24 protein-coding genes are annotated in these 25,288 nt (G+C 35.2%); 13 read left to right on the top strand and 11 right to left on the bottom strand.

The window, feature by feature from the left end; translation table 11 throughout:
* Positions 1-63: 63 nt before the first annotated feature.
* The 5 genes from ZA07_RS15625 to ZA07_RS15645 all read right to left on the bottom strand — a co-directional run bounded on the left by ZA07_RS15625 (position 64) and on the right by ZA07_RS15645 (position 7,158).
* The gene (locus ZA07_RS15625; protein WP_053972698.1) at positions 64-1,539 is read right to left on the bottom strand and encodes an alkaline phosphatase PhoX; all 1,476 of its coding nucleotides are present in this window, start codon (positions 1,537-1,539) and stop codon (positions 64-66) included.
* A 149-nt stretch (positions 1,540-1,688) separates the two neighbouring features.
* On the bottom strand, positions 1,689-3,191 hold the full coding sequence (locus tag ZA07_RS15630; RefSeq protein ID WP_053972699.1) for a S10 family peptidase: 1,503 nt from the start codon (positions 3,189-3,191) through the stop codon (positions 1,689-1,691).
* A 27-nt stretch (positions 3,192-3,218) separates the two neighbouring features.
* A complete protein-coding gene (locus ZA07_RS15635; RefSeq protein ID WP_053972700.1) occupies positions 3,219-3,983 on the bottom strand; it encodes a TIGR02757 family protein in 765 nt (254 codons plus the stop codon).
* Positions 3,984-3,989: 6 nt separating this feature from the next.
* Entirely contained in the window at positions 3,990-4,370 is a 381-nt protein-coding gene (locus ZA07_RS15640) for a RidA family protein (RefSeq protein WP_053972738.1), read from the bottom strand.
* 10 nt (positions 4,371-4,380) lie between these two features.
* Positions 4,381-7,158 carry a putative LPS assembly protein LptD gene (locus ZA07_RS15645; RefSeq protein WP_053972701.1) on the bottom strand — a complete coding sequence of 926 codons (2,778 nt, stop codon included), beginning with the start codon at positions 7,156-7,158 and terminating at the stop codon, positions 4,381-4,383.
* Between the two features lie 85 nt (positions 7,159-7,243).
* On the opposite strand from ZA07_RS15645, the gene ZA07_RS15650 reads away from it, so the two are divergent.
* The 9 genes from ZA07_RS15650 to ZA07_RS15690 all read left to right on the top strand — a co-directional run bounded on the left by ZA07_RS15650 (position 7,244) and on the right by ZA07_RS15690 (position 14,533).
* Positions 7,244-8,365 carry an N-acetylmuramoyl-L-alanine amidase gene (locus ZA07_RS15650; protein ID WP_053972702.1) on the top strand — a complete coding sequence of 374 codons (1,122 nt, stop codon included), beginning with the start codon at positions 7,244-7,246 and terminating at the stop codon, positions 8,363-8,365.
* Between the two features lie 62 nt (positions 8,366-8,427).
* Positions 8,428-9,378 carry an MlaD family protein gene (locus ZA07_RS15655; RefSeq protein ID WP_053972703.1) on the top strand — a complete coding sequence of 317 codons (951 nt, stop codon included), beginning with the start codon at positions 8,428-8,430 and terminating at the stop codon, positions 9,376-9,378.
* 15 nt (positions 9,379-9,393) lie between these two features.
* A complete protein-coding gene (locus ZA07_RS15660) occupies positions 9,394-10,701 on the top strand; it encodes a (Fe-S)-binding protein (protein ID WP_053972704.1) in 1,308 nt (435 codons plus the stop codon).
* Between the two features lie 27 nt (positions 10,702-10,728).
* Positions 10,729-11,520: a (Fe-S)-binding protein gene (locus tag ZA07_RS15665; RefSeq protein ID WP_197276763.1), complete on the top strand. Its 792-nt coding sequence runs from the start codon at positions 10,729-10,731 to the stop codon at positions 11,518-11,520.
* Between the two features lie 129 nt (positions 11,521-11,649).
* A complete protein-coding gene (gene serB / locus ZA07_RS15670) occupies positions 11,650-12,873 on the top strand; it encodes a phosphoserine phosphatase SerB (protein WP_053972705.1) in 1,224 nt (407 codons plus the stop codon).
* Between the two features lie 32 nt (positions 12,874-12,905).
* On the top strand, positions 12,906-13,655 hold the full coding sequence (locus ZA07_RS15675; protein ID WP_053972706.1) for a phosphatase PAP2 family protein: 750 nt from the start codon (positions 12,906-12,908) through the stop codon (positions 13,653-13,655).
* Positions 13,656-13,657: 2 nt separating this feature from the next.
* A complete protein-coding gene (locus ZA07_RS15680) occupies positions 13,658-13,852 on the top strand; it encodes a hypothetical protein (protein ID WP_053972707.1) in 195 nt (64 codons plus the stop codon).
* On the top strand, positions 13,845-14,045 hold the full coding sequence (locus tag ZA07_RS15685; RefSeq protein ID WP_053972708.1) for a hypothetical protein: 201 nt from the start codon (positions 13,845-13,847) through the stop codon (positions 14,043-14,045). Before ZA07_RS15680 ends, ZA07_RS15685 begins: the two co-directional genes overlap by 8 nt.
* Positions 14,046-14,047: 2 nt before the next feature.
* The gene (locus tag ZA07_RS15690; protein ID WP_053972709.1) at positions 14,048-14,533 is read left to right on the top strand and encodes a hypothetical protein; all 486 of its coding nucleotides are present in this window, start codon (positions 14,048-14,050) and stop codon (positions 14,531-14,533) included.
* A 4-nt stretch (positions 14,534-14,537) separates the two neighbouring features.
* Here ZA07_RS15690 and ZA07_RS15695 read toward each other — a convergent pair whose 3' ends face one another.
* On the bottom strand, positions 14,538-14,945 hold the full coding sequence (locus ZA07_RS15695; RefSeq protein WP_053972710.1) for a helix-turn-helix domain-containing protein: 408 nt from the start codon (positions 14,943-14,945) through the stop codon (positions 14,538-14,540).
* Positions 14,946-15,246: 301 nt separating this feature from the next.
* Between ZA07_RS15695 and ZA07_RS15700 the strand changes: the two genes are divergently transcribed.
* From ZA07_RS15700 to ZA07_RS15710, 3 genes are all read left to right on the top strand, one after another.
* A complete protein-coding gene (locus tag ZA07_RS15700; protein WP_053972711.1) occupies positions 15,247-16,377 on the top strand; it encodes a M14 metallopeptidase family protein in 1,131 nt (376 codons plus the stop codon).
* 82 nt (positions 16,378-16,459) lie between these two features.
* Positions 16,460-16,942, top strand: a complete 483-nt coding sequence (locus ZA07_RS15705) for an Lrp/AsnC family transcriptional regulator (RefSeq protein WP_053972712.1) — start codon at positions 16,460-16,462, stop codon at positions 16,940-16,942.
* 61 nt (positions 16,943-17,003) lie between these two features.
* Positions 17,004-17,546 carry a DinB family protein gene (locus ZA07_RS15710; RefSeq protein ID WP_053972713.1) on the top strand — a complete coding sequence of 181 codons (543 nt, stop codon included), beginning with the start codon at positions 17,004-17,006 and terminating at the stop codon, positions 17,544-17,546.
* Here ZA07_RS15710 and ZA07_RS15715 read toward each other — a convergent pair.
* Positions 17,522-17,827 carry a hypothetical protein gene (locus ZA07_RS15715; protein ID WP_053972714.1) on the bottom strand — a complete coding sequence of 102 codons (306 nt, stop codon included), beginning with the start codon at positions 17,825-17,827 and terminating at the stop codon, positions 17,522-17,524. The two genes, ZA07_RS15710 and ZA07_RS15715, sit on opposite strands and share 25 nt — an antisense overlap.
* A gap of 76 nt (positions 17,828-17,903) precedes the next feature.
* Positions 17,904-18,974 (bottom strand): 3-dehydroquinate synthase, encoded by a 1,071-nt coding sequence (aroB, locus tag ZA07_RS15720; protein WP_053972715.1) that lies wholly within the window; start codon positions 18,972-18,974, stop codon positions 17,904-17,906.
* A gap of 93 nt (positions 18,975-19,067) precedes the next feature.
* Between aroB and ZA07_RS15725 the strand changes: the two genes are divergently transcribed.
* Positions 19,068-20,252: a proline dehydrogenase family protein gene (locus ZA07_RS15725; protein ID WP_053972716.1), complete on the top strand. Its 1,185-nt coding sequence runs from the start codon at positions 19,068-19,070 to the stop codon at positions 20,250-20,252.
* Between the two features lies 1 nt (position 20,253).
* Here ZA07_RS15725 and ZA07_RS15730 read toward each other — a convergent pair whose 3' ends face one another.
* The 3 genes from ZA07_RS15730 to ZA07_RS15740 are packed head-to-tail and all read right to left on the bottom strand — an operon-like array spanning position 20,254 to position 25,275.
* Entirely contained in the window at positions 20,254-22,602 is a 2,349-nt protein-coding gene (locus tag ZA07_RS15730; protein ID WP_053972717.1) for a polysaccharide biosynthesis tyrosine autokinase, read from the bottom strand.
* Between the two features lie 4 nt (positions 22,603-22,606).
* Positions 22,607-23,383 carry a polysaccharide biosynthesis/export family protein gene (locus ZA07_RS15735; protein WP_053972718.1) on the bottom strand — a complete coding sequence of 259 codons (777 nt, stop codon included), beginning with the start codon at positions 23,381-23,383 and terminating at the stop codon, positions 22,607-22,609.
* Between the two features lie 5 nt (positions 23,384-23,388).
* On the bottom strand, positions 23,389-25,275 hold the full coding sequence (locus ZA07_RS15740) for a polysaccharide biosynthesis protein (RefSeq protein WP_369793542.1): 1,887 nt from the start codon (positions 25,273-25,275) through the stop codon (positions 23,389-23,391).
* Between the last annotated feature and the right edge of the window lie 13 nt (positions 25,276-25,288).

Below are 25,288 nucleotides of genomic sequence, written 5' to 3' on the forward strand. Positions count from 1 at the left end.
CTAACTATAGAAGAAAAGCCTGACCAAAACGGTCAGGCTTTATTTTTAGATAGTAGCAGGCACTTATCTTTTTAATCCTTGAATAACATACAACATACTTCCTTCATTTGAGGCTGTTGTTGGGTTAGCATTCGGATCTGTAAATCCAGGATCTTCCCAACCATGATTTTGGGTGATCAAAATAAAAGTTTTGTTTACGTCCACAACATCAGATATATCAATCATTCCTGTAATTTCCCATTTACTACTAGTAGTTCCATACCCTAAAGCCTGAGCAGCTGTTTGATCACATTCTAATACGGTTTTTAACTTTTGAGAATTTATATTGTATTCATAAAGAGATGCGAAGTGATCTTTATTGGGGTTGTCATAATATCCATTTGGATCTTCTTGAATGTAAACATAATTATTGGTAACGACTATGTTATCTGGACTATGGAATGCTTTAGCTTTTCCGGTTAAATTGTCTCCATCCAAAATACAGGTAATGGTTCCTGCAGCTGTAGGGTCTTCTGGATTTAAAGTCACTTTATAAACACGACCATATTTAGTTCCTTTTCCAACTAAATCTGGCTTATCACGACCAGTTACACAGAAATAAATCTCTCTGTTGTTCTCTGCCGACCCTTTTCTCCAGTCAATATCTTCTAATCTAGAGAATCCCATAACGCCTTTTTGCTTGCATTCGGCATCTAAAAGATCAATTTGGGTTTCTTCCAGTTGTACAAACTCCATAGGATAGGATTGCCCTTCTTCCATGTCCATTTCAAATAAGACGCTAGGATCAGTTACCTTTAAACCATAGAGATTACCACCGTCTAAATCTCCTTGGTTGCCAACATACATACCAAGTTGCCCTGAAGGAACCGTGTTATCTGAGTGGTCATCTCCAATGAATACAACGGTTTTTCCTGGGTAAGCGTCTTTTCCTATAGCTACTGCATTTTCAGTAGACCATTGTCCCATGGCAGGCAAAAGCGTAGCTACCGATGCGTCATTGGCATCTTTAAAAGGGTTTGTTGCAAAAACACCTTTTGAAGCTCCTCCCCATTCCCCTCCAGAAAGATAAAGAGGTCCAAAGCCGTGTTCTTCTGGAGTAATTAAAGAACCTGAACATTGAGCTGTAGCTGCAGTTGCAGCTGCATTGAGAATGTATTCACCATGAACGGGTTTTAAGTTTTGGTCTAATGTAATTCTGGCAATGGAATAGTCGGCTTCGATGTTATTGATAAGAGTGTAGGTTCCATCCTCGTTTTTTAACAAACCGGCACCATCGGCCATAGATCCGTAAACGAATTCTGGGGAATTTTCAAGAACATCCTCAGAGGATAAAATAGGATACACTTTTAGGTTTTTGAATTCTTGCTTCAAATCAAGAAAAGAGGGAGTGATGGAGTGATTTTCCAGGTTCATTCCAGCCTTTTTTTCAAGGCTAGCCTCGTTTGTAGTTGTTTGGTTTAACTCTTCTGTAGTTAATTCTTTTTCACATGAGAAAAAGGAGCAAACTGCTAAAGAAGACAATAGAAAAACTTTCTTCATTTTTTAGTTTTTTAGATGGATTAATGATTTTCTAAAATTATAAGTAATACTTATCCAGTCTGTTAACTAAAAATTGGTATTAAATGAAGAAATAGTTATGTCAATGTTAGGTTTGTTAATTTACCCTTACTGTTTAAAATGAATCTAATTTAGTTTTTCGTATTATCATATTTTGCTGACGTTTTGTGACCTATAGATTTAAGAATGAAATTTCTTAAATCGGCCGCAGACTGTTTTAAATCTTCATCTCTTACATACATCATGTGTCCGCTTTTATAAGCCTTAAAGGTGAGCCTGTCTTTCATTTTTCCACTGGGGTCAACAAGTCCCATCGTTAATTTCGCCTGGAAATAAGTGGTAGCTCCGTCATAGTATCCAGATTGCACCAAAACATTGAGATATGGGTTTTGAGCCATAGCCTGCCTTAGCCTGTCCCTAGTGTTGTTTTCGGTTAAATCCCATGGATGTACATCTCCAAACATATTGTATTTTGTATCTGTGACGAATTCTAAATCATTTTTTAAATAATGATTTATAGGCGGTGTAAAAGAATGATTCCATGAGGTTAATTCAGGAAAATACTCAGGTCTGTCTCCTGTATCCTTTTTGTCGATTCCCAAATACCTCGAATCCAATCTACCTATGATCATTTTATCATCTCTGAGCAATTCTTTCCAGAAATAGAAGGTTGATAGGTCTAAGTTTTGATCTAGAATACGTTCTTTATCCAAACCAGTATATTTTGCCATTTTTTCAGCTAGTTGCTGTTTTCTTGATTCATTTAAAAAAGCTCCATTGACCAAGGCCGGAAGAACTTCGTTGATAGCAAATTGCTCTGATTCTGGTAAGATGGATTCTAATTCTCTGTTTTGCAGATCAGAAGGTAGTTTGTTATGATACCAGGCAGCGGCTGTGTAATAGGGTATATTTATAGCAGTAGAAATTAAACCGTTATTATAAAGCTTGTAATCTGCTGGGGAAACCATGATTACACCATTCAAATACATCCATTGTTTGTTTTGTAGTTCTTCAGCTAATCCCATAACTCGCGTTCCGCCATAGCTTTCTCCAATGATAAATTTTGGGGAGTTCCAGCGATTGTATCGGGAAACAAAGGTATTCATCCATTCTGCCAGATATTTTATGTCGGCATTGATTCCAAAAAATTGACTTCTGTCTGGATCTTTTCCATCTTTATTTTTCACCATTCTGGAATATCCAGTATTCACCGGATCCACATATACAATATCTGCCACGTCCAAAATGGAATAAGGATTATCCTTAACGCCATAGGGTTGCACGGGCATGCCTTCTTTATCTAAATTCAAGATTTTCGGACCCGTGTAGCCAATGTGCATCCAAACAGAAGCAGAGCCGGGGCCGCCATTAAAAGAAAAGACTAGGGGCCTGCTGTCATCTGGTTTACTTAAGGAACGTTTATAATAGGTATAGAATAAGGTGGCAATTGGTTCATTGTCTTTGTTCCAAACCGGAAGTGTTCCCACATTAGCTTCATAGTTGAAATTTTGACCATTGATGGTTGCTTGATGGCTTGTGGTAATTACTGTATCGGTAGGAATCTCACGTTTTTGAGAAAACGCATTTGGAATAATAAGAACCAAAAGAAGAAGGGAAAAGAATAATTTTTTCATAAGACTCAAAGAATTAGAGCCTTAAAGTTAAAATTTTTCAAATGCACCAAGGCCAAAAAGCGCAAAATCATATTTAACTGGATCCATGGGATCAAATTTTCTGAGCGCCAGATCCAACTCCTTCAATGCCTTGGCATCATTTTGTTTTCTTGTTAAAAGACCTAGTTTTCTTCCAATATTTCCAGTATGAACATCTAATGGCATGGACAGTTTGGAAGTAGAGATATCCTGCCATATTCCAAAATCAACACCGGTATTATTGGGTCTTATCATCCATCTTAAAAACATGTTTATTCGTTTCGCGGCTGAGTTTTTTAAAGGATCACTTACGTGTTTTTGGGTTCGTGGTAAATGCTCAATCTCAAAAATATGTTCCTTTAATTTATGGATAGCAAATTGCAAGGAATCTTTTTCCTGATATTTGTTGAAAATACCCTCTAAACCTGCGTGATTAGAATAAATGTGCTTAAGCCCCTTTATAAAAGTGATTAAATCTAAACCGTTGAACGTACGATGCACAAAGGATTGCATTTTGTACAAATCAGAATCTTCATGATTCATGATGAAATCATACGGACTTTCGTCTAAAAGTAACATCAAATTTTTAGCATTGGTGATAATGCTTTTTCTATTGCCCCAAGCAATAGAGGCTGTGAGAAAGCTTGTAATTTCTATGTCTTCCTTTAATGAAAATTGATGTGGAATTTGAATGGGATCTGTAGAAATAAAATCGGTGTTATTGTAAAGCGCCGCTTTTTGATCAAGAAATTCCTTAAGTTCTTTTTTGGTCAAACCAAATTATTTAACAGCAATCATACTGATTTCAACATTCACGTATTTTGGTAGATTAGCTACTTCAACTGTTTCTCTTGCTGGAGCAGTAGCTTCATCAAAGTAAGAACCATAAACCTCGTTGATTTTACCAAAATTGTTCATGTCACTAATGAAAATAGACGATTTAATCACATTTTCAAAGGACATTTCTGCTGCTTCCAAGACGGCCTTCAAATTTTCCATGACCTGTTTGGTTTCCTCTTCAATGGATCCCATGATTAAATCACCAGTTTCAGGATGAAGGGCGATTTGTCCTGAGGTAAACAGCATGCCATTGGTTAAAACTGCTTGGTTGTAAGGTCCAATAGGGGCGGGGGCATGCGGAGTTTGAATAATTTTTTTCATGGTCATTGATTTATAATCGTTGGTCTGGTTGCTTACGTTTATCGTATTTAATGTCTTTCAACATGTTGGATTTGATACCAATAAAGAAATTCCAAGAACTTCTAGTGCTGAAAGGAATCCAGTTAAAACTCATTCTCCAACTTAATAAATCCCTCTCAAAACGTAATTGTGTATATGTAAATCCTTGATTTTTAAAGTCATATCCAGAGGAGGCTCCCACGGTCCAACGTTTGGTTAATTCGATATCACCAGAAAACATTAAGGAATGTGACGAAATTTCATTTTCCCTTCTTGAATTGGAATAATTGACGGCATAAGCCAGCCTTAAATTCCAAGGAATTTTATGGGTGTAAAGATCGTTGGGTGTTTCCTCTTCTTCATCTGTACCGTCTTCTTCTTCATCATAAAAACCTTCATCATAATAAGTTTGAGATCTACCAAACATGTCATCATTTCTACCACCACTTCGTAGAGTTTCTTCTTTACTTTCATCACTTTGCCCACCATTAAAGGTACTATTAGAAAGGGTGTAACTAGTGGTTAAATTGGCACTTGTTAATCTAAATAGACTACCTCCATTATCGATATTAAAGGTGTTTATTTTTCTATTGTTGTTATCTAGCGCGTAGGGGTCTAAGGTTGCTCCGAAGTTGATGGCCATTTTTTGGTCAAAAATTTTGGTGCTTCCTGTCATTCTCACAGCACTCCAATTCAGAGAATCTGCAGAAAAATTATAACCCGTAGAAAAATTAAGGTTATCCAATAACTTGATTTTTTTGGCTTCGGTGGCAGTGGAGTCCTTGTCCCTTACTTTCATTTCAATGTTATTGGAAAGGCTAAATCCCATGGAACTCGAATAATTTTGGTTGGGAGCGCCATATAAAGTTCCTTGAAATCTTGAGTATTCTACCTCTTCAGATGTCAAACCATCGGCACTAATTACAGTATAGGTATCATAATACTGTTCAAACCCAGGATTAATATTGTAGCTTACAGACGGTCTCATGACGTGTCTGATTGCTTTTATTTTCCTGTCTTCTCCTTGCTTTTCAAAAGGAAACATTCCATATATAGTGGTACCTAAACTGGAATTGAAATTATAAGTTCTGTAAGATGCAAAACCATTTTCCTTTGTAGTAATAACTTCTTGTTCCTCATTATCATAAGATCTTCTGTAAGTTTCAAAGACCCAAGTTTCATCATAATTGGTTCCGGCACTTAGACTTAAATATTTTAGTACTTTAAAGTTCGTTGTCAATGGAATGGAATGTCTTAAACCCATTCTAGCATCATCCCACATTTCCTTCTGGAAGAAAAGCGAATCAGTCGTTTGAATTCTATTTTCTCCTCTGACGTTATATTGGAAATTGATGTTTTGAATGATTCCTTTCTTAGTGCCCGTTTTTGGTTCAAACGGAAAAATCCTGCTTACACTCGCTTGTAAAGTAGGCAAGGTCATGTTGATGGCTTCCGTTTGGGTGTTTTGTGAATGGGTTGCTGTTAAACTTAAATTTACTTGAGGTTCACCAACAAAGGTTTTTGAATAGGATACGGAAGATGCCAGCGTGTTATTTAAAAAACTGGGTGAATTAACTTGGTTGATTGATTGTTGATAATAACGGCTAGAACCCATGTTGACCGAAGCTGTAAACCTTGAATTAGGACTGGCTTTGGCATCCTGACTGTGAGTCCACCTTAGGTTGTATATAGAAGTCTTGGCGTAATTTGGAAACCCTCTTTCTTCTTGTATAAGACTTTCATATCTAAAACCAGCATTTCCGCTGTATCTATATCTTTTGGAATAATTACTTTCCATTCTTAATCCGTAACTTCCATTTGTATAATAATCTCCAAGGACAGCCAAATCGACATAATCATTTATGGCAAAATAATATCCTCCATTTTGAAGAAAATATCCTCTATTGCTATCTTCCCCAGGTGTTGGAATGATTACCCCAGAGGTGTGCTTTTCGGTTAAAGGAAAAAAACCAAAGGGTAGTAGGATAGGAGTTGGCACGTCATAGATGTACATATCAGTGAATCCAACTACAATTTTCTTTTTTGGAACCATTTTAATCCGGTTCGATTGAAAATAATATTCTGGATCTTCAATGTTTTCTGAAGTGGTAAAACGTCCTTTATATAAAAAGATGGTAGAGTCGTTTTCCTTTTTGGTTATAGGAGCATAAATTTTCATGCCTCCTTGTTCTGTGTTTGTATTGAATACCAGAGCTTTTTCCGTTTCGTAATTGAATCGAATGGAATCCGGTTCCGCAACGTTATCCCCTTGTTTAAAGACTGGTTTTTGAGTGTAGTTTCCTAGAGAGTCTTTGATTCTTCCGGCGTAAACTTCTTTTTTATTATAATCAATAACGATTATACCGGCCGTAATTTGCATGTCCTCATAAAGAACTTCTGCTTCATTGTATAAATAAAGCTTCTGTTCTTTCATGTTGAACCTAGTGTAATCTGTGGCTTTATATTTTATGGGGCCTGTGAGCGTCTCTCTTTTTGGTTTTACCGAGTCTTGAAGAGTGCTGTCTTGATTTCTCTCAGAAAGTTCCATTTTTTCAAAATCGGCAGCATTCAAATTTAGGCTGTCATTTTGAATGGTGTCATCTTCTAACTTTGGTTTTATCTCAGTGCTTTTTCCTGGCAGGTCTTGAGCCATGGAAAAAGTGTTGATAAGCACTGTAAAACTTAGGGTAAAAAGTATGTGGAAGATGTTTGTACGCAATGCTTTTAAGTGTATTTTTGTAAAAGTATGGCTCGGTTTTTGAATTGCCAAAAGTACATATATTTTTTGTGATTAAATTAATAATCCCCAAATTTTGAGCAATAAAATAAACCGGCAAAAAAGCTGTTATATCTGTATGAAAACGCGCCCTATTACCCTTTTCTTATTAATATTTTTAGGTTTAACAAATATTTCACTCCAATCGCTTTATTCCCAATCATCAAGCGGCCAATTTGTGGTGGTTTTGGATGCTGGACATGGCGGAAAGGACCCTGGTAAACCCTCTCAATATGGTTATAAGGAGAAAGATATCGCTCTTAATGTGGTTTTGACCGTGGGTAAAATTCTGGAGAAAACTCCAAATGTAAAAGTGGTCTACACTAGAGATAAAGATGTTTTTGTTGATTTGTTTGTTCGAGGTAAAATAGCAAATGAAGCCAAGGCAGATCTCTTTGTCTCTGTTCATTGTAATGCCCACAATTCTCAGGCCTACGGTACTGAAACTTATGTGTTGGGAATTCATAGAAACCAAACCAATTTTAATGTAGCCAAAGCGGAAAATGAGGTAATTTATTTGGAGGATAATTATGAAGAGAATTATGCCGGATTTGACCCAAATGCACCCGAATCTTATATAGGCTTAACACTTATGCAGGAAGAGTATTTGGATCAAAGTATATTGTTGGCACGTTACATTGAAGATAATTTTTCAAAAGTTCTAAAACGCAAAAGTAGAGGTGTTAAGCAGGCTGGACTGATAGTATTACATCAAACAATAATGCCAAGTGTTTTAATAGAAACAGGGTTTGTAACTAATAAAAATGAAGGTGATTATTTAAATTCTAAAAAGGGGCAGTCTGAAATTTCCAAAAATATTGCTAAGGCGATTTTGGATTATAAGACCGCCATTGAACAGAACACAGGTAAATTGTCAATTTCTCATGTGATTGTTGACGAGCATGTTGGTGAAGATGATTTAGACAATTCTAATGAGCAAGTTTATGAGAATGTGGTTTTTAAAGTTCAAATTGCAGCAAGCTCCAAACAGTTAGAACCAAAGCCTTTTAATTTTAACGGCCTTGATGATATCTCAAGAGAAAAAATAGGAAATCTTTATAAATACTATTACGGTTACACTTCAAGTTACACTCAAATTAAACGCATGCAAAGTATAGCAAAATCAAAAGGTTACCCGTCTAGCTTTGTTGTAGCTTTTAAAAATGGGCAGCAGATTTCATTGGATGAAGCCTTAAAATAGTATTTAAATCATGCCACTTTATAATTTATTCCTAATTTTGTTTCTAACCTAAAACGCATAAGTTGAAATTATCTAGAGAAGTAAAAACAGCTTTATTAGTTATACTTGGAATTGTTCTTCTAATTTTCAGTTATAACTATTTAAAAGGAGAAGATTTGTTGGAGTCCAACAATACATATTATACAGAGTTTGATTATAATGCTCTTACTACATCCTCACCCGTTACAATTAAAGGGAATAATATTGGTAAAGTTCATGAAATAAAATATGAGATAGAATCGGGAAAAACCAGAGTTTCTTTCACTGTGGACAGTCGTTTGGAATTTTCAAAGAACAGTCGAATAAGAATGTATGAAATGGGTCTGATGGGAGGCAACGGGATTGCTATTATTCCTGCAGAAGATGGAGCGGCTGTAGCCAAGGATGGTGATTTTCTAAATTCTGAAGTAGAACAAGGTTTGGTTCAAAGTTTAAGTAAGAACTTTTCTGGTTTGAGTACAGGCTTGGATATCACCTTAAGAAGAGCCGATTCCTTACTGTTGAATGTCAATAGAATTATACAAGATGAAGGCGAGGAGGGGCTGAAGCACGCTGTTATGGAGTTGAATTTAACGTTGGCGTCTTTTAGGTCTACCTCTAACAATGTTAGATCCTTAATCGTTCAAAATGAGGATAGTTTGAGTATGGCTATTGCTAATTTCAATAAAATAACAACAGATTTAGCGGTTTTCACTGAAGATCTTAAAGGAGTTCAGTTATCTAAAACGGTTAATGATTTAGAAGGAACCCTAGACAATGTGAATTCAATAATGGCTGGTTTAAATAATGGTGAAGGATCTTTAGGTAAATTACTTACTGATGATAAGCTTTACCATAATCTAGAGGTTGCTTCTTTGCAGTTAAGAGAACTGTTGCAAGATTTCAAACTGAATCCAAAACGCTATGTTAACGTGTCTGTTTTTGGTGGGAAAAACAAAGAGGAATACGTTAAACCAGAAGATGAAAGACAGTGATTTAAAAATCAATAAATGAACTACTTACCAAATATTTTATTTGCCTTATCTTTAATTTTGGGCATTGGCTATTTTGCTAAAAATGTCAAAAAACTTTTAAGGAATATTCGCCTAGGCCATGATGTAGATGTAAGCGATCAAAAGCCACAAAGGTGGCGTAATATGATGAGAATAGCTTTGGGGCAGTCCAAAATGGTCAACCGTCCAATAGCTGGATTTCTTCATATTATTGTTTATGCAGGCTTCATTATTATAAATATTGAAGTACTTGAAATTATAATCGATGGTCTTTTTGGAACGCATCGTATCATGTCTGGGTTAGGGAGTTTCTATGGCTTCTTGATAGGGTCTTTTGAAGTATTGGCTTTATTGGTTTTTGTTTCGGTAATTATTTTTTGGATTCGAAGAAATGTAATTAAACTTCAGCGTTTTTGGAAGCCCGAAATGAAGGGTTGGCCAAAAAACGACGGAAATTTCATCCTTTATTTTGAAATGGTATTGATGACTTTATTTTTAGTCATGAATGCTACAGATGTTCACTTTCAGGAGATGAATTCAGGAAATATTATAAGTCAAATGATTGCTCCATGGATTGAAGGTTTATCAGTTGGAACCTTGCATACGATCGAGCGTGCAGCTTGGTGGTTACATATTTTGGGGATTTTGGTTTTTCTTAATTACCTATATTTTTCAAAGCACTTACATATTCTGTTGGCCTTTCCAAACACCTATTATGGTCGTGTTACGCCAAAAGGACAATTCAATAATTTGGAAGCCGTTACCAATGAGGTGAAAATGATGATGGATCCCAATGTAGACCCATTTGCAGCACCTGCAGAAGGAGCCGAGGCAACTGTTCCTGCAAAATTTGGAGCTAGTGATGTCATGGATTTGAATTGGGTTCAGTTATTAAATGCCTATACATGCACCGAGTGTGGAAGATGTACCAGTGAATGTCCGGCTAACCAAACAGGTAAAAAATTATCTCCTAGAAAAATCATGATGGATACCAGAGACCGTTTGGAGGAAGTTGGTAAAAACATCGATGCCAATAAAGGAGAATTTAAAGACGATGGTAAACAGCTGCTTGGTGACTATATAACGAATGAAGAACTTTGGGCTTGTACTACCTGTAATGCTTGTGTAGAAGCTTGTCCAGTGAGCATCGATCCGTTGTCCATTATTATGGAAATGAGACGTTATTTAGTTATGGAACAAAGTGCTGCACCCATGGAATTGAATAACATGATGACCAATATTGAAAATAATGGTGCCCCTTGGCCTTACAACCAAATGGACCGTCTTAATTGGGTAAATGAATAACTTGAATTTAAAAAGATTTTAAACGACATGAGCCAATTGATAGTAAAAACCATGGCTGATTTTATGGCCGAAGGAAAGCAACCCGAAATTTTGTTTTGGGTGGGTTCAGCTGGAAGTTATGATGATAGAGCCAAAAAAATCACCAGAGCTTTTGTTAAGATTTTAAACAAAGCTCAAGTTGATTTTGCGGTATTAGGAACTGAAGAGAGTTGTACAGGCGATGTAGCCAAACGAGCAGGAAATGAATTTTTGTTTCAAATGCAGGCTATGATGAATATAGAGGTTTTAAATGGCTATGAAGTAAAACGAATCGTGACCGCTTGTCCGCATTCATATAATACACTTAAAAATGAATATCCTTCATTAGGAGGAAACTATCACGTGCAGCACCATACTGAATACATTGAGGAATTATTACAAAATGGTCGTCTGAAACTAGAGAGCAGTTCCAAATTAAATGGAAAACGAGTAACCTTTCATGATCCTTGTTATTTAGGTCGCGCCAATGAAGTTTTTGAAGTTCCTAGAAATCTACTGAAGACTTTGGGGGTAGACCTTAAGGAGATGAAGCGAAATAGGAGAACAGCCTTATGCTGTGGTGCTGGTGGAGCTCAAATGTTTAAAGAACCCGAGAAAGGTGATAAGGATATTAATGTTTTAAGAACAGAAGATGCTCTTGAAACCCAACCTGAAATTATAGCAACGGGTTGTCCTTATTGTAATACTATGATGACAGATGGTGTTAAGTCGAAGGAGAAGGAGAATAGTATACAAGTATTGGATGTCGCTGAATTAATTGCAAATTCCCAAGATTTATAACTTTTAGGTGAAAATATCTTTCGCACAATCTCAAGATTACTTAATTGTTTTAGGACTTCTTAAATTTATTTGAATTTGTTTTCAATTCATAGTTAGTTTTTTATTCAGCCCAAAAAAAATAAAATAGACATGACTAAAGAGATATTCCTTTTAAATATTTCAGGACAAGATAAACCAGGGTTAACATCGGCGTTAACAGAAGTTTTGGCCGATTACGGAGCGAAAGTTCTCGATATTGGTCAAGCTAATATTCATGATACCCTATCTTTAGGAATCTTGTTCGAAATAAAGTCAAAAGCCAAGTCTGCGGCTGTTCTTAAAGATTTGCTTTTCAAAGCCTATGAATTAGGAATCACAGCAAAGTTTACGCCAATTACTTCTGAGAACTATGAAAAATGGGTAAGCTTTCAAGGAAAGGACCGCTATATCGTTACGCTTTTAGGTGAAAAATTAAGCGCGGAACAAATAACCAAGGTTACTAAAGTTATTTCAGAGAAAAATTTAAATATTGATGCCATTAAAAGACTAACAGGGCGGATTTCTTTAAATAAGGAAGAAGAATATCCACGCGCCTGTATCGAACTCTCCATTAGAGGGTGCATCAATGATAAATCTGAATTCACTGAAAAATTTATGCAAATATCACAGGATTTGGATGTAGATATTGCTTTTCAGGAAGATAACATCTACCGAAGAAACAGAAGATTGGTTTGTTTTGATATGGACTCTACGTTAATTCAAACAGAAGTTATTGATGAGTTGGCTGAATTGGCGGGGGTAGGAGAACAAGTGAAGGCTATTACCGAATCAGCAATGCAGGGAGAGATTGATTTCAAGGAGAGTTTTACGCAACGTATGAAATTATTGGAAGGTTTGAACGAGGAAGTGCTTCAAGATGTTGCTAAAAACCTGCCTATAACAAAAGGCGCTAGAAGATTGATTGACACGTTAAAAAGTTATGGCTTTAAAACAGCTATCTTATCTGGAGGCTTTACTTATTTTGGTCATTATTTACAAAAGGAATTGGGCATGGATTATGTCTATGCTAACCAACTGGAAATAAAAGATGGAAAATTGACAGGAGGGTATGTTGGTGAAATTGTGGATGGCTTAAAAAAGGCAGAATACCTCAAGGAGATTGCTGATAAAGAAGGGATAAATATCAGTCAGACTATTGCGGTTGGTGATGGAGCCAATGATTTGCCAATGCTAAATCTAGCTGGTTTGGGGATTGCTTTTCATGCTAAACCCACTGTTAAAAACAATGCTCAAAATTCCATTTCAAGTATCGGATTGGACGGCGTACTTTATCTATTGGGTTATCATGATAGACATATCGACTTGTTGGAATAGGAAGCTCAATGATCTGTACCTAGCATACCATAATGAAGCATATTATTTTATTTTTTATAGTTATCTTTTTCGTTGTCCAACTTCACGCCCAGATAAAAACAGATAGCATTCCTGAGAATCCAGAGACAAACATTAAACTAAAATCCTTTATCATTCCGGCCACATTAATGACGGTTGGAATTATTGGTTTGGAGAGTCATACTTTATTGGATATTAATGACCAGCTTAAGGACGAAGTTCATGAACACATTGATAAAAAATTGACTATTGATGATTTTACACAGTATACACCTGTAGCTCTTGTTTATGGCCTTGATGCTTTTGGAGTGAAAGCCAAACATAATTTCAAGGGACGAACGAAACGGATTTTGACGGCTCACGCCATTATGACCACAACCGTAATGATTTTAAAATCTTCGTCTACAGTTCTTAGACCAGATGGATCTTCTTATAATTCTTTTCCTTCAGGCCATACGGCAACAGCTTTTATGAGTGCAGAATTTTTGTGGCAGGAGTATAAGGATAAATCAGTTTGGTATGGTGTGTTAGGATATTCATTGGCTGTGACCACTGGAGCATTTAGAGTATATAATGACAGGCACTGGTTTAATGATGTAGTCATGGGAGCGGGAATAGGAATGGCTAGTACCAAAATAGCCTATTGGTTGGTGCCTTGGATAGAAAATAAAATATTTAAAAAGGAAAATCACGACCAAAATGCAGTTATTTTACCTTATTTTGGAGGTGATCGACTGGGGCTTACGGCTGTTTTAAAATTTTAGTAATGAAGAGAAAGGTAATTACGGCCATATTTGCCGGCTTGATTTTTGGAGTATTCATGATTTGTGAAACCTTGTATATAAGAAAAGAGGAGATTTCTTTTGGTAGCTTGTTGTTCCAAGTTGCCTTCTTTATTGGTGGGCTTATTTTAGTTGATTCAATTCAATCAAAAAAACGAAGGAGTAAGAGCAATGAGTAATAGAAAGTTAAAACCAAGAAAAGAATTAATCAAGATATATGTAATCAATGGAGGGATTTTTGCCTTATTGATGGCTGGATTTGATTGGTTTGTAGATCATGATTTTAACGTGTGGAAATTTGTATTCCATTTTCTTTTCTTTGGCGGATTTATGACCTTTGCAAATAGATTTAATTACTACGAAAATAAATAACTATGCTAGTTGATTTTGATACACTGCCAGATGAATCCCGAGTTTGGATCTATCAGGCAAACAGATCTTTTTCAGATGAGGAATTGTCTGATATTGAAGAAAAATTAAAAGTCTTTTTAGAAGCTTGGACGGCTCATGGTAGTGACCTAAAAGCAGGATATACAATAAAATACAAGCGTTTTATTATTATTGGTTTGGATCAGGAGTTGCAATCAGCTACTGGGTGTTCCATTGACGCTTCCGTGAATTTTATTCAGCAATTGGAGCAGGGTTACCAGGTAGATTTGATGGACAAAATGAATGTGTCCTATAAGCAAGGAGAATTCGTCGCTTATAAGCCTTTAATCGAATTTAGAAAAATGGCCAAGGATAAAGCTGTTTCAAAAAATACCATTGTATTTAATAATTTGGTGAATAACATTGCTGAATTTAAAGAAAACTGGGAAGTGCCCGCTAGTGAAAGCTGGCATTCTAGATTTGTAAAATAGGAAATTAGGATGGTTCGAAATTTCTGAAAGTACCGTCTTTATAAAAAATAACAATTCGTTCTATTTTATTGCCATCTTTTTTGAATTCCTCTGAAACAACTTCGTTCGATGTTTTTTCAGGGGATTTTTTATTTTCTTTCACATCCAAATCTTCGTTTGAAAAAAGAGTGTTCTTTTCTTGACCTTCATCTGGAAATTGTCCTTTTCCATTCAATAGCCAATACAATTCTACTTCAGGGTAGGATGAGAGAATTTTTAAAACAAAATCCAAACTAGGTTTATTTCTTCCAGAAAGTATATGTGAGATACTGGATCGTTGTACACCAATTTTTTCTGCAAATGAGGAGGCAGATTCTTGATAGTATTCCATGATTTTTTGGAGTCGGATGGCGAATTCGGAGCTGTTTACCATTGTAAATTACATTTTCAAAAACTACATGTTACAAATGTAATATTTAAATAGGGATTTCTCAAATATTTGTTTAGATATGTAAAAAATATATTGAATTTATACTTTACTAAACACTATTTATAGTACTGAAAAACAATATGTTAATATTTATTCATATTTACTTCTTAAATTATACACTTTAAATATCAGGAAGACTCTCTAAATGACCTTGAGAGTGTTTATCGATGTATACAAATTATTATGAAACTTCTGTTTACAGTTGTAAAAAAGTAAATGTTTACATTTGTATTTTTAAAATCATATGGCAACTAAACAGCAGGAAATTTTTAACCTTGTCAAAGAGAAAACATTGTTTGGAAGGTACATTTGCAACGATCATGTACTACCTCTTTTAGACAATTTGAAGAGCGTTTTTAGAGTAACTGAAATTGGACGTTCTGTTTTAAATAAGCCTATTTATGCTATAGAGTTAGGTAATGGACCCAAAAGGATTTTGATGTGGTCACAAATGCATGGGAACGAAAGTACAACTACAAAAGCTGTATTTGATCTACTGAATCTTCTTTCACAATCCAATATGGATTCCGATACTATTCTTAATAGTTGTTCTATTGCTATTATTCCTATTTTAAATCCAGATGGAGCTGAACAATATACAAGGGTTAATGCCAATGAAGTAGATTTGAATCGAGACGCTGTCAATCTTAGTCAACCTGAAAGTGTTGTATTGAGGGATTATTATAATAAATATCAACCGCATTTTTGTTTTAATCTGCATGGTCAGCGCACCATCTTTGGTGTGGGAGATACTGGAAAATCGGCTACGGTTTCTTATTTATCTCCAGCTGCAGACCCAGAAAGAACCGTAAATACTACAAGAAAGGTAGCTATGGAGCTTATCTCAGCTATGAATGACGAGCTTCAAAGAGTTATTCCTGGGCAGATAGGGATTTATGACGATAGTTTCAATATTAATTGTGTTGGGGATACGTTTCAGAATCTAGGAACTCCTACGGTTTTGTTTGAGGCAGGTCATTATGATGATGATTATAATCGGGAGGAAACGAGGTATTTTATATTTCTTTCATTATTACGTGCTTTATCCTATATATCAGAAAATGAAGTACAAGGAGATAGGAGTGAAGGGTATTTTAGTATTCCAAATAATGAAAAGAATTTCTTTGACATCATTATAAGAAATGTAATGGAAGGTCCTGATTATGATATAGGAATTCAGTATCAGGAAAAATTGGACCAAAACACTATTAAATTTATACCAAAAGTTGAAAAAATTTCCAATTTGTCAAAATTCTTCGCTCATATGGTCTACAATGCCAATAAACACAAGGTATTAAGTGATAAAGGAACACTTATTTCAGAGGGTATCGAAATCGATTTCGTTGAGATAAATTCTAAGAAATTCTCATTATAACTGATAAAATCTTAATAAAAGATGCATATTATTTAATAATAATGTATTAATTTTGATTTTTATTAAAAATAACGAAAACGCTATGGCTAAATTTAAACTAGACGAAATCGATCACCAAATTTTGGATATGTTGATTGATAATACTAGGGTTCCCTTTACTGATATTGCAAAAAAATTGGTTATCTCTGCAGGTACGGTACATGTACGTGTGAAAAAAATGGAAGAAGCTGGAATAATCCAAGGTTCTTCATTAACATTAGATTACAAAAAGTTAGGGTATTCGTTTATTGCCTATGTGGGGATTTTTCTTCAAAACACTTCACAAACTAAATTTGTTTTGGAGCGTATTAACGAAATACCTTTTGTTACCGTGGCGCACATTACAACTGGCAAATTCAATGTATTCTGCAAAGTAAGAGCTAAAAATACAGATCACGCCAAAGATGTAATATTTATGCTGGACGACATAGAAGGGGTTTACAGAACAGAAACTATGATATCATTGGAAGAAAGTATTAACGACAAGAAGCGTTTGATGCATTCTATTTTTAATGATATGTTATAATATTATTGTTTAACTTATTATCTGCCAAGCCTCTTTAAAATTAAAGGGGCTTGTTTTTTATATGAAAGCATCAAATATCCTTCCTGCAGAATTTCATCCCTTTTATAAGCCATATATGGATAAATTAGGGGATATGGTCTTGATAGGGGGACTTAAAACAAATTTAAAGGAGTCACTAGAGTTTTTTGACAAGATACCTGTTGAAAAACACGGTTATTGTTACCAAGAAGATAAATGGACTATTAAGGATGTTATCCAGCATATGATTGATGTTGAAAGAGTTTTTGCTTATCGCGCCTTAAGATTTTCAAGAGGAGATCAAACAAGCTTACCAGGGTTTGATGAGAATGATTATGCAAAAACTGCTGAAGCAACTAATCGTAGTTGGGAATCTCTTAAGTCGGAATTTGAAACGGTCAGAAAAAGCAACATTCTATTATTTGAAAGCTTTAGTGATGAGAAGTTAACCTTGGCAGGTACTGCCAATAATGGAATGATGACCGTTAGGGCGCTGGGTTTTGTAATAATAGGACATTGCCAGCATCATTTGCAAGTTCTTGAAGAAAGGTATTTGCAAGATTATTCTTCTTCGTCATCATTATAAACCTCACCCTTAAAATCTTCATTAATAATAACATTACCTAAGTCATCAACTTCTAAATCTTCAATGCTTTCAAAGTTGGTCATAGTATAATGTAATTTGCTACTTACTTTTACCAAGTAAATGGCATCTTCAGTTCTAACTTCAACGGCTTCAATGGTTTGGTTGTGATGATTGTCAAAGGTTATGATATCGTCATCACCATAACCATCGGGGAATTTCTCGGTTAGTAATTTGAGAATTTCAGGTGTGAGTCTTTTATAGTCAACTATAATTTTTCTCATTACCAAGGATTTAGGTGTTATTGATGCAGTTTACAACCTTTTCTCCAGCAACTTTTTATAAAAATACAAAATAAATTTATTGGTTGTTGTAAAAAATGAAAGCTTCCTCTATTAAATTATTGTCTACTTGGCAATCAATTTTTGGCAATCCTATATCCTCTAAAAGAACAAAATTAATTTGCCCATAATCATTTTTCTTGTCGTATTTAAGTAACTCTATAATAGGTTGAAAATCCCCTTCTGCAATGGGGTGATGGTCAAATATTTCAATCAAAGTTTTAGTGATTTCAACTAGTTTATGTTCTGGAAAGCCTAGTTGTTTAAAGGAAATATAAGTTTCTAAAATCATTCCTATTACAATGGCTTCACCATGTAGGAAAGGATTTTTTTCGGGATGGCTTAAGTAATAGGATTCAATGGCGTGCCCTAGTGTATGACCATAATTGAGAGTTTTTCGCAAATTGTTCTCGTTGGGATCTTTTTCAACTACATCCTTTTTAATTAATATGGATTGATGGATTAATTGATCAAATTGGTCTGTTTCCAACAATTCCATCTTTTTGAAAGTATTGAAGTAAGTTTCATCTTGTATGAGGCCATGTTTTAGCATTTCAGCGACACCAGATCTAAATTGGTTTTCTGGTAGAGTAGATAAAAAGGAAGTGTCGATTAAAACCATTTCACCTGAACTAATAACCCCAATCTGATTTTTTAAATGACCTAAATCTACGCCTGTTTTTCCGCCAATAGAGGCATCGACCATAGAAAGTAGGGAAGTGGGAACATTGATATAAGCCATTCCTCTTTTGAAAGTACAGGCTACAAATCCGCCTAAATCTGTAATGACGCCTCCTCCTACATTGATAAGCAAACTTTTTCTGTCTGCTTCCAATTCCGAAAGGGCTTCCCAAACACCAAGGCAGGTTTCTATGTTTTTATGTTCTTCCCCAGATTCAATTTCTATAATTTCTATGTCACAAGTGGTTTCTATTTGAGACAAAAGGGAAGGCAAGCAAAACTCGTGTGTATTCTCGTCAACAAGAACAAAAATTTTAGAATAACGAACCTCTTTTAGGTGCTGGTTTAGTTGCTTATAACATTCATTATTGAAATGAATGGGGCAACCTTTACTTATAATAGAATTCATGTTCAAAAATAGTCATTTTAAGTGTGAAAATAAGCGTTAATTTAATACCAAAAAAGCTTGCGATAAATTATATTTGCACACCAATTTTTTGAAATGAATAACGAACGTATTTTTGATAACACCAAGGTTGCTTTTTCGTTAAAAAGCAATGTTGAATTGAATCGTGCTTATTTATTATTTAAGATGATTTCATTTGAACCTTTAGTAAAGGTTGGGAAGGCGTTAAGTAATTTTGCAATCAAATCCAATTTACCGGTAGAAAGCGTTATTAGAGCAACGGTATTTGACCATTTTTGTGGTGGAGTGAATGAGAAAGATTGCCTACCCGTAATTGACCAAATGTTTGAAAAAGGGGTGTCCTCAGTTTTGGATTTCTCTGTTGAAGGGAAGGAAAACGAAGCGCATTTTGATTTTGCAATGGAAAAAACCCTAGAAATCATCAGATTTTCAGCCAATAAAGACGCGATGCCAATAGCAGTTTTTAAACCAACTGGGTTTGGTAGGTTGAAATTGTATCAAAAAATTGGAGAAAAAGGTCCACTTACCGATTCAGAAAAACAAGAATGGGAACGTGTAGTGAATCGATTTGATCAAATTGGAAAATTAGCCAAAGAGCTGGATGTAGAGCTTTTGATTGATGCTGAAGAGAGTTGGATGCAAGACGCAGCTGATGATTTGGTAAGCCATTTGATGGCGAAGTATAATACAGAAAAGCCAATAGTATTCAATACGCTTCAAATGTACCGTCATGACCGCATGGATTTTCTTAAACGAGAACACCAAAGAGCCAATGAAAAGGGCTATTTTTTGGGTTACAAAATCGTAAGAGGCGCCTATATGGAGAAGGAAAATGAGCGTGCAGAGGAGATGGGGTATCCAACCCCGATATGTGCCAATAAGGCTGAGACTGATGAGAATTTCAATACTGCAGCTACTTATATTTTAGATCATTTGGATCAAATATCCTTATTTGCTGGTACACATAATGAATTCAGTAGTTATCTGATCATGGATTTAATGGCTCAAAAGAATATCGCAAATAATGACGAAAGAGTGTGGTTTGGGCAGTTGTATGGTATGAGTGACCATATTAGCTTTAACTTAGCTGAAAAAGGCTATAATGTAGCAAAATATGTCCCATTTGGCCCCGTCAAAGATGTGTTGCCTTATCTTATTAGGAGAGCGGAAGAAAATACTTCGGTTGCCGGTCAAACTGGTCGGGAATTGATGTTGTTAACCAAAGAAAAGGAAAGAAGGAAAAACGAAAAAGAAGATTAAATTATTTAAACTTCCACCATGCTTTCTTTTTGGAAGGCATCTTTCCGTAACCATAGCCATAGCCATATCCACGTTTGTGGTCAACTCCATTTAAAAGAATAGCCATGTTTGGAAGGCGTTTTTCATCATACATTCTTTGAGCTATCTCCAGCTGATCTTTTCTAAGGTAATTGGCGCGCACTACATATATAAACAAGTCTGCAAACTTGCTGATTAAGAGCGTATCGGTTACCAGACCAACAGCGGCCGTATCAACAATGATATAATCATAAGAATTTTTTACGGAATCAAACATATCTTTGACCCTGTTACTCATTAATAATTCAGCCGGATTCGGAGGGATGGTTCCAGATGGAATGATGTCTAAATATTCGGATCCCGGATATTTTGAAATAACTTCATGGATGCCTAAATGATGGTTTCCAATGAAATTGGTAACACCTGTTTTATTCTCAACATCCAAATAATTAGTAGCTCTAGGAACCCGAATATCAGTTTCGATTAAGAGAACTTTTTTATCGGAATAGGCTAGGGATAAAGCCAAATTAATAGAGCTATGAGATTTCCCTTCCTTACTTGTAGTGGACGTGACAAAGATAATTTTGGCTCTGTCGGATATATTCTGAAGCATGAAATCAATATTCGTTCGAACCATTCTAAAAGCTTCAGCCTTTGGTGAGTAGTCTACTTTGGATATCAAATGTTGTTTTTTGTTTGATCTTGGGATGTCTCCAATAAAAGGAACGGAAAGGGCTTTTTTGATATCGGAAATGTTATGAACCTTATCATCTAATAAGTCAATTAAGTAAACAAACCCGACTGGTACCGCTAAACCGAGTATCAACCCAGCGAGTAGAATTAATGGTACCTTGGGTGAAACTGGTTGGTTTGAAACATACGCTTTGTCAACAATTTTGGCATTAGGGGAAGAGACTCCATGCGTAATAGCAGCTTCTTCACGTTTTTCAAGTAAATAAAGGTACAACGCTTCTTTAATGTCTTGTTGTCTTTTAATGTCCCTGAATTGCCTTTGTTTTTTGGGAGCAGAATATATTTGGGAGTTTATTCGTTGGTTTTCATTTACTAGATTATTATAAGTGATTTGGTTCGTTGATTTGATGCTGCTTAAGCTTTCTTGTAAATTCGCTTTAAGCTGATCAATTTGATTGGTTAAATTAATAACCGTTGGATTTTTATCACTTGAATTCTTTAATAGTCGGTTACGCTCTAAAACCAATTCGTTATGCTTTTTGGTAATTAAAGCAACCGAATTGTCGGATATTCCAATATTGGCAGGAAGTAGGTCATTGGCTTGTCCTTTTTCAGATAAATGATCGGACATGTAGTCAATCAATTGAATTTGATTGGCTGTTTGAATGATTTGACTCTCGTTTTCCTTTTCATTTTGAAGGAATAGGGAAGACTGCGTTTGAAGATCGGTTAATTTGTTTTCCTTCTGTAGGGATTCTGCAGTTAAATCAACTTCGCCCAATTCTTCGGAAACGATTTCCAGTCGGCTATTGATAAAGTCAGAAGTGGCCTGAACAACAAGTTCTTTGTCTTTAACAATATCCTCATTGTATTTTTCAATAAGTTTATCTAGAAACAAGGAGGCTTTCTCTTTAACATGATCCTTTATGGATAGTTTAATGACATTGGAGGTTTCTTTATTTTCAAGAATCAATTTTCCTTTATAATCAGAAGCTACCTTTTCAATTGGACTTATTTTTACAGTTATTCTTGAGCCTATTTTGGCTGCATATTCACCTATTCTGGGAGTGATAGTTATGTCTCCAAAGCTGGTTGTTACAGGTTCTCCAAAATTGTGAATGGTTCCCTCGTCATCTAAATCCTTTTCCTTTTTTGTTTTCAATTTGGAAAAGTCGGCTCCTTTAAGGAGAAATTGCGTTCCAGAATTAATTTTTATTGTCAAGGTGGTGTCAACCTTATAAATTAGAGAGTCGGGTTCACTGAAATTAATTGAAATGGGAGGATTGGAATAGGTTTCGTGGTCATTAATTCTACCTTCCACAAAGTATTGGATATTAAATTTTAAGTCTTTTATGGCTTCGGTGATAATGGTTCTCGATTTTATGACTTCTATTTCATCAAGAACGTTAGTATTATTGGTTTTAAAGAGACCATAATTTTGAAGGGTATTTAACTCAGGTAATTTAGAGTTGCTTTTGTCGTCCTTCAATTTGATAGTGGCTGAAGCTTGGTATAAATAATCGGTATATCTTAAATATAAAAACACCAATGCCATAAAACCAATTAAGCAGATTAAAATGAATTTCCACTTAAGTAAATAGGGAGAGAGAATTTCTCGAAAACTATCTTTTTGTTTCATAAAATTATTTTACCAATATGGCTACCAATGTAACTAATGTTGCTACTGCTGAAATGATGATGGCATTATTTTGGTTAAAGGCGCTTGATCTTACCCTAGCTTTATTAGGCTCAACATAAATTACATCATTTTGTTCCAGATAGTAATTTTGGTCATTCAAAACGTTTTTTTGAGTTAGATTAAACCTGCCATATTGTTTCACTCCGTTTTTTTCTCTTATTAAAAATACATTGTCTCGTTTTCCGTAGATAGTTAAATCTCCAGCCATTCCAAGAGCTTCACTTAAAGAAATACGTTCGTCCTCAATTGAAAACGTACCAGGGTTATTTACTTCACCTAAAACAGTGACAGTAAAATTAGTAAGTCTGATATTTATGATAGGATCTTTAACATACTCCGAAATTTTTTCTCGCATCATATTTACGGTTTCTTGTCTGGTTAAACCGCCAATTTGAATGGTTCCTAGCACGGGGAATTCGATATTACCATCGGCATCCACTAAATAGGTTTGAATTCTCATCTCTCCTTGATAATTTACCGATGAGAAAGTGTTGGTAATCACAGGTAAATTGAATGGCTTGACGGTTTCAGGATCAAGTGCTGAAACGTTTATGGATACCAAGTCATTAGGTTTATAAGTAATGCTAGGAGAGAACGCAATGTTTGATTCTGCTGTTATGGGCTGATTCTGAAAATAAACAACATCCTCTCTAGAGGCACATGCATTTAATAAGAGAACAGCGATTAAGAGGATAATGTAATAGTTGGTTTTGGATTTCATAATGATTATTTTGATCTCATATTTAATACCTCATATTTGGTATTGTTAGGATTGTATTCTGGAACGATATCTTTAATTTTAGCCACGATATCAATATTTTGAGTGTGGGGTCCCACAGTACATAAATCCTTAATGTTTTTTTCCATTTGAATAATGTCAATGATTTTGCATTTAGCAATCATGATTTTTTCATTATACGTGGGTTTAGTGTTTTCTCCATCCACCAAGAGTTCCTCATAAATCTTTTCTCCAGGTCTCAATCCTGTTATTTTAATTCCAATGTCTTCTGGATATCGAAATCCTGAAAGTGTAATCATGTTGACAGCAAGGTCAAAAATCTTGACTGGTTTGCCCATATCAAAAACGAAGATTTCATAGCCATGACCCATAGCAGCAGCTTCCAGCACTAGCTGGCAAGCTTCAGGAATAGTCATGAAATATCGAATGATATCGGGATGGGTCACGGTAAGTGGCCCTCCAGCTTCAATTTGTTTCTTAAATAGAGGAATGACTGAGCCATTTGAGCCTAAAACATTTCCAAACCTCGTAATGATAAATTTGGTTTTGCCATTTGAAAATTTCTTTTGGCAACAAACTATCATTTCAGCAATTCTTTTTGAGGCACCCATCACATTTGTCGGATTAACTGCCTTATCTGTAGATACCAAGATAAACTTATTAATGCCGTATTTGTTAGATAAGTTTATTAGGTTTTGAGTTCCTTTTACGTTAACACTAACTGCTTCGTAGGGGTTGTGTTCCATAAGGGGAACATGCTTGTATGCCGCTGCATGGAAAACAATATCGGGTTTATGACGATGGAATAGGAGGTCCAGTCTCTGTATGTTTCTTATATCGGCGATTATGGCCTCAATATTGTTTATTCCCTTTTGTAATAATTCTTGTTCCACATCATAAAGTGCAGATTCGGCATTATCTAAAAGAATTATTTTTTTGAGATTGTAATTGGTCAATTTTCTAACTAATTCACTACCAATAGATCCAGCAGCACCCGTAACAAGAGCCACTTTGTTGCTGTATTCTTCTGTTAAGAGTGGGTTGTCTATATTTATAGGTTCTCTTCCCAGTAAATCTTCAATGTTAATGTCTTTAATTTGACCAAAACTTAAATCACCATCAATCCAATGTTTTACCGCTGGCACGATTTTTACCTTAAGGCCAATGGAAAATAATCTACTTGTAATTTGCAGTAATCTGTTAGAGTCTATTGTTTGAATGGAGATAATAACCTCATCTATAACGTTTTTATCAACGAACTCTCTAGTAATTTTTTTGGGACTATAAACTTTTAGCTGGTTTATTTTTTTATCAGTTTTTCGCTCATCATCATCAATAAAGCCAATTACTTGAATGTTACTTCTTGGATCATTGGTGACGGCATCATAGGCAATCATACCAGATGTTCCAGCTCCATAAATCAAAGCTATTTTCTTTTCGTCAAACTCAGTAACAATACTTTGGTAAATGGACTTCACAAAAAACTTGGCACCTACCAAAAAGAAAATATTCAATAAGAGGTGGATGTATATAATGGAACCTGGTATGTCAAATACTAAATCAAAATGATATTGTCTGCTTAAAAAGGTGGTAATAATTAAAATGGTGGCTAAAATATTAATACCAATTATCAGGTTAATAACATCATTGGCGCCCGTAAATCGAACCACACCCTCGTGGGATTTGACTGCTAAAAAGCTAATTACAGCAGCTATTAAAACAAATGGAATTTGTTTGATAAAAATGACGACATCAAAATTTATTTCAAAATTATACCTAATGATGTATGCCAAAAAAAAGGTAAATGAAACAACACAGAGATCAAACAGCATAACCAGCCATTTACTGGCATAGCGGTTAAATAGCTTTCTCAATATGTAGTTTAAT

The sequence above is a fragment of the Mangrovimonas sp. ST2L15 genome (assembly GCF_001280515.1).
Classification (GTDB): domain Bacteria; phylum Bacteroidota; class Bacteroidia; order Flavobacteriales; family Flavobacteriaceae; genus Mangrovimonas; species Mangrovimonas futianensis.

Excerpts from the sequence above, each read along its gene's own strand:
- ZA07_RS15650 (WP_053972702.1), top strand. The coding sequence starts at position 7,244 with ATGAAAACGCGCCCTATTACCCTTTTCTTATTAATATTTTTAGGTTTA.
- ZA07_RS15700 (WP_053972711.1), top strand. The coding sequence starts at position 15,247 with ATGGCAACTAAACAGCAGGAAATTTTTAACCTTGTCAAAGAGAAAACA.
- serB (WP_053972705.1), top strand. The coding sequence starts at position 11,650 with ATGACTAAAGAGATATTCCTTTTAAATATTTCAGGACAAGATAAACCA.
- ZA07_RS15705 (WP_053972712.1), top strand. The coding sequence starts at position 16,460 with ATGGCTAAATTTAAACTAGACGAAATCGATCACCAAATTTTGGATATG.
- ZA07_RS15715 (WP_053972714.1), bottom strand. The coding sequence starts at position 17,827 with ATGAGAAAAATTATAGTTGACTATAAAAGACTCACACCTGAAATTCTC.
- ZA07_RS15725 (WP_053972716.1), top strand. The coding sequence starts at position 19,068 with ATGAATAACGAACGTATTTTTGATAACACCAAGGTTGCTTTTTCGTTA.
- ZA07_RS15735 (WP_053972718.1), bottom strand. The coding sequence starts at position 23,383 with ATGAAATCCAAAACCAACTATTACATTATCCTCTTAATCGCTGTTCTC.
- ZA07_RS15695 (WP_053972710.1), bottom strand. The coding sequence starts at position 14,945 with ATGGTAAACAGCTCCGAATTCGCCATCCGACTCCAAAAAATCATGGAA.
- ZA07_RS15675 (WP_053972706.1), top strand. The coding sequence starts at position 12,906 with ATGAAGCATATTATTTTATTTTTTATAGTTATCTTTTTCGTTGTCCAA.
- ZA07_RS15710 (WP_053972713.1), top strand. The coding sequence starts at position 17,004 with ATGAAAGCATCAAATATCCTTCCTGCAGAATTTCATCCCTTTTATAAG.
- ZA07_RS15690 (WP_053972709.1), top strand. The coding sequence starts at position 14,048 with ATGCTAGTTGATTTTGATACACTGCCAGATGAATCCCGAGTTTGGATC.
- ZA07_RS15640 (WP_053972738.1), bottom strand. The coding sequence starts at position 4,370 with ATGAAAAAAATTATTCAAACTCCGCATGCCCCCGCCCCTATTGGACCT.
- ZA07_RS15685 (WP_053972708.1), top strand. The coding sequence starts at position 13,845 with ATGAGTAATAGAAAGTTAAAACCAAGAAAAGAATTAATCAAGATATAT.
- ZA07_RS15730 (WP_053972717.1), bottom strand. The coding sequence starts at position 22,602 with ATGAAACAAAAAGATAGTTTTCGAGAAATTCTCTCTCCCTATTTACTT.
- ZA07_RS15665 (WP_197276763.1), top strand. The coding sequence starts at position 10,729 with ATGAGCCAATTGATAGTAAAAACCATGGCTGATTTTATGGCCGAAGGA.
- ZA07_RS15630 (WP_053972699.1), bottom strand. The coding sequence starts at position 3,191 with ATGAAAAAATTATTCTTTTCCCTTCTTCTTTTGGTTCTTATTATTCCA.
- ZA07_RS15625 (WP_053972698.1), bottom strand. The coding sequence starts at position 1,539 with ATGAAGAAAGTTTTTCTATTGTCTTCTTTAGCAGTTTGCTCCTTTTTC.
- aroB (WP_053972715.1), bottom strand. The coding sequence starts at position 18,974 with ATGAATTCTATTATAAGTAAAGGTTGCCCCATTCATTTCAATAATGAA.
- ZA07_RS15660 (WP_053972704.1), top strand. The coding sequence starts at position 9,394 with ATGAACTACTTACCAAATATTTTATTTGCCTTATCTTTAATTTTGGGC.
- ZA07_RS15680 (WP_053972707.1), top strand. The coding sequence starts at position 13,658 with ATGAAGAGAAAGGTAATTACGGCCATATTTGCCGGCTTGATTTTTGGA.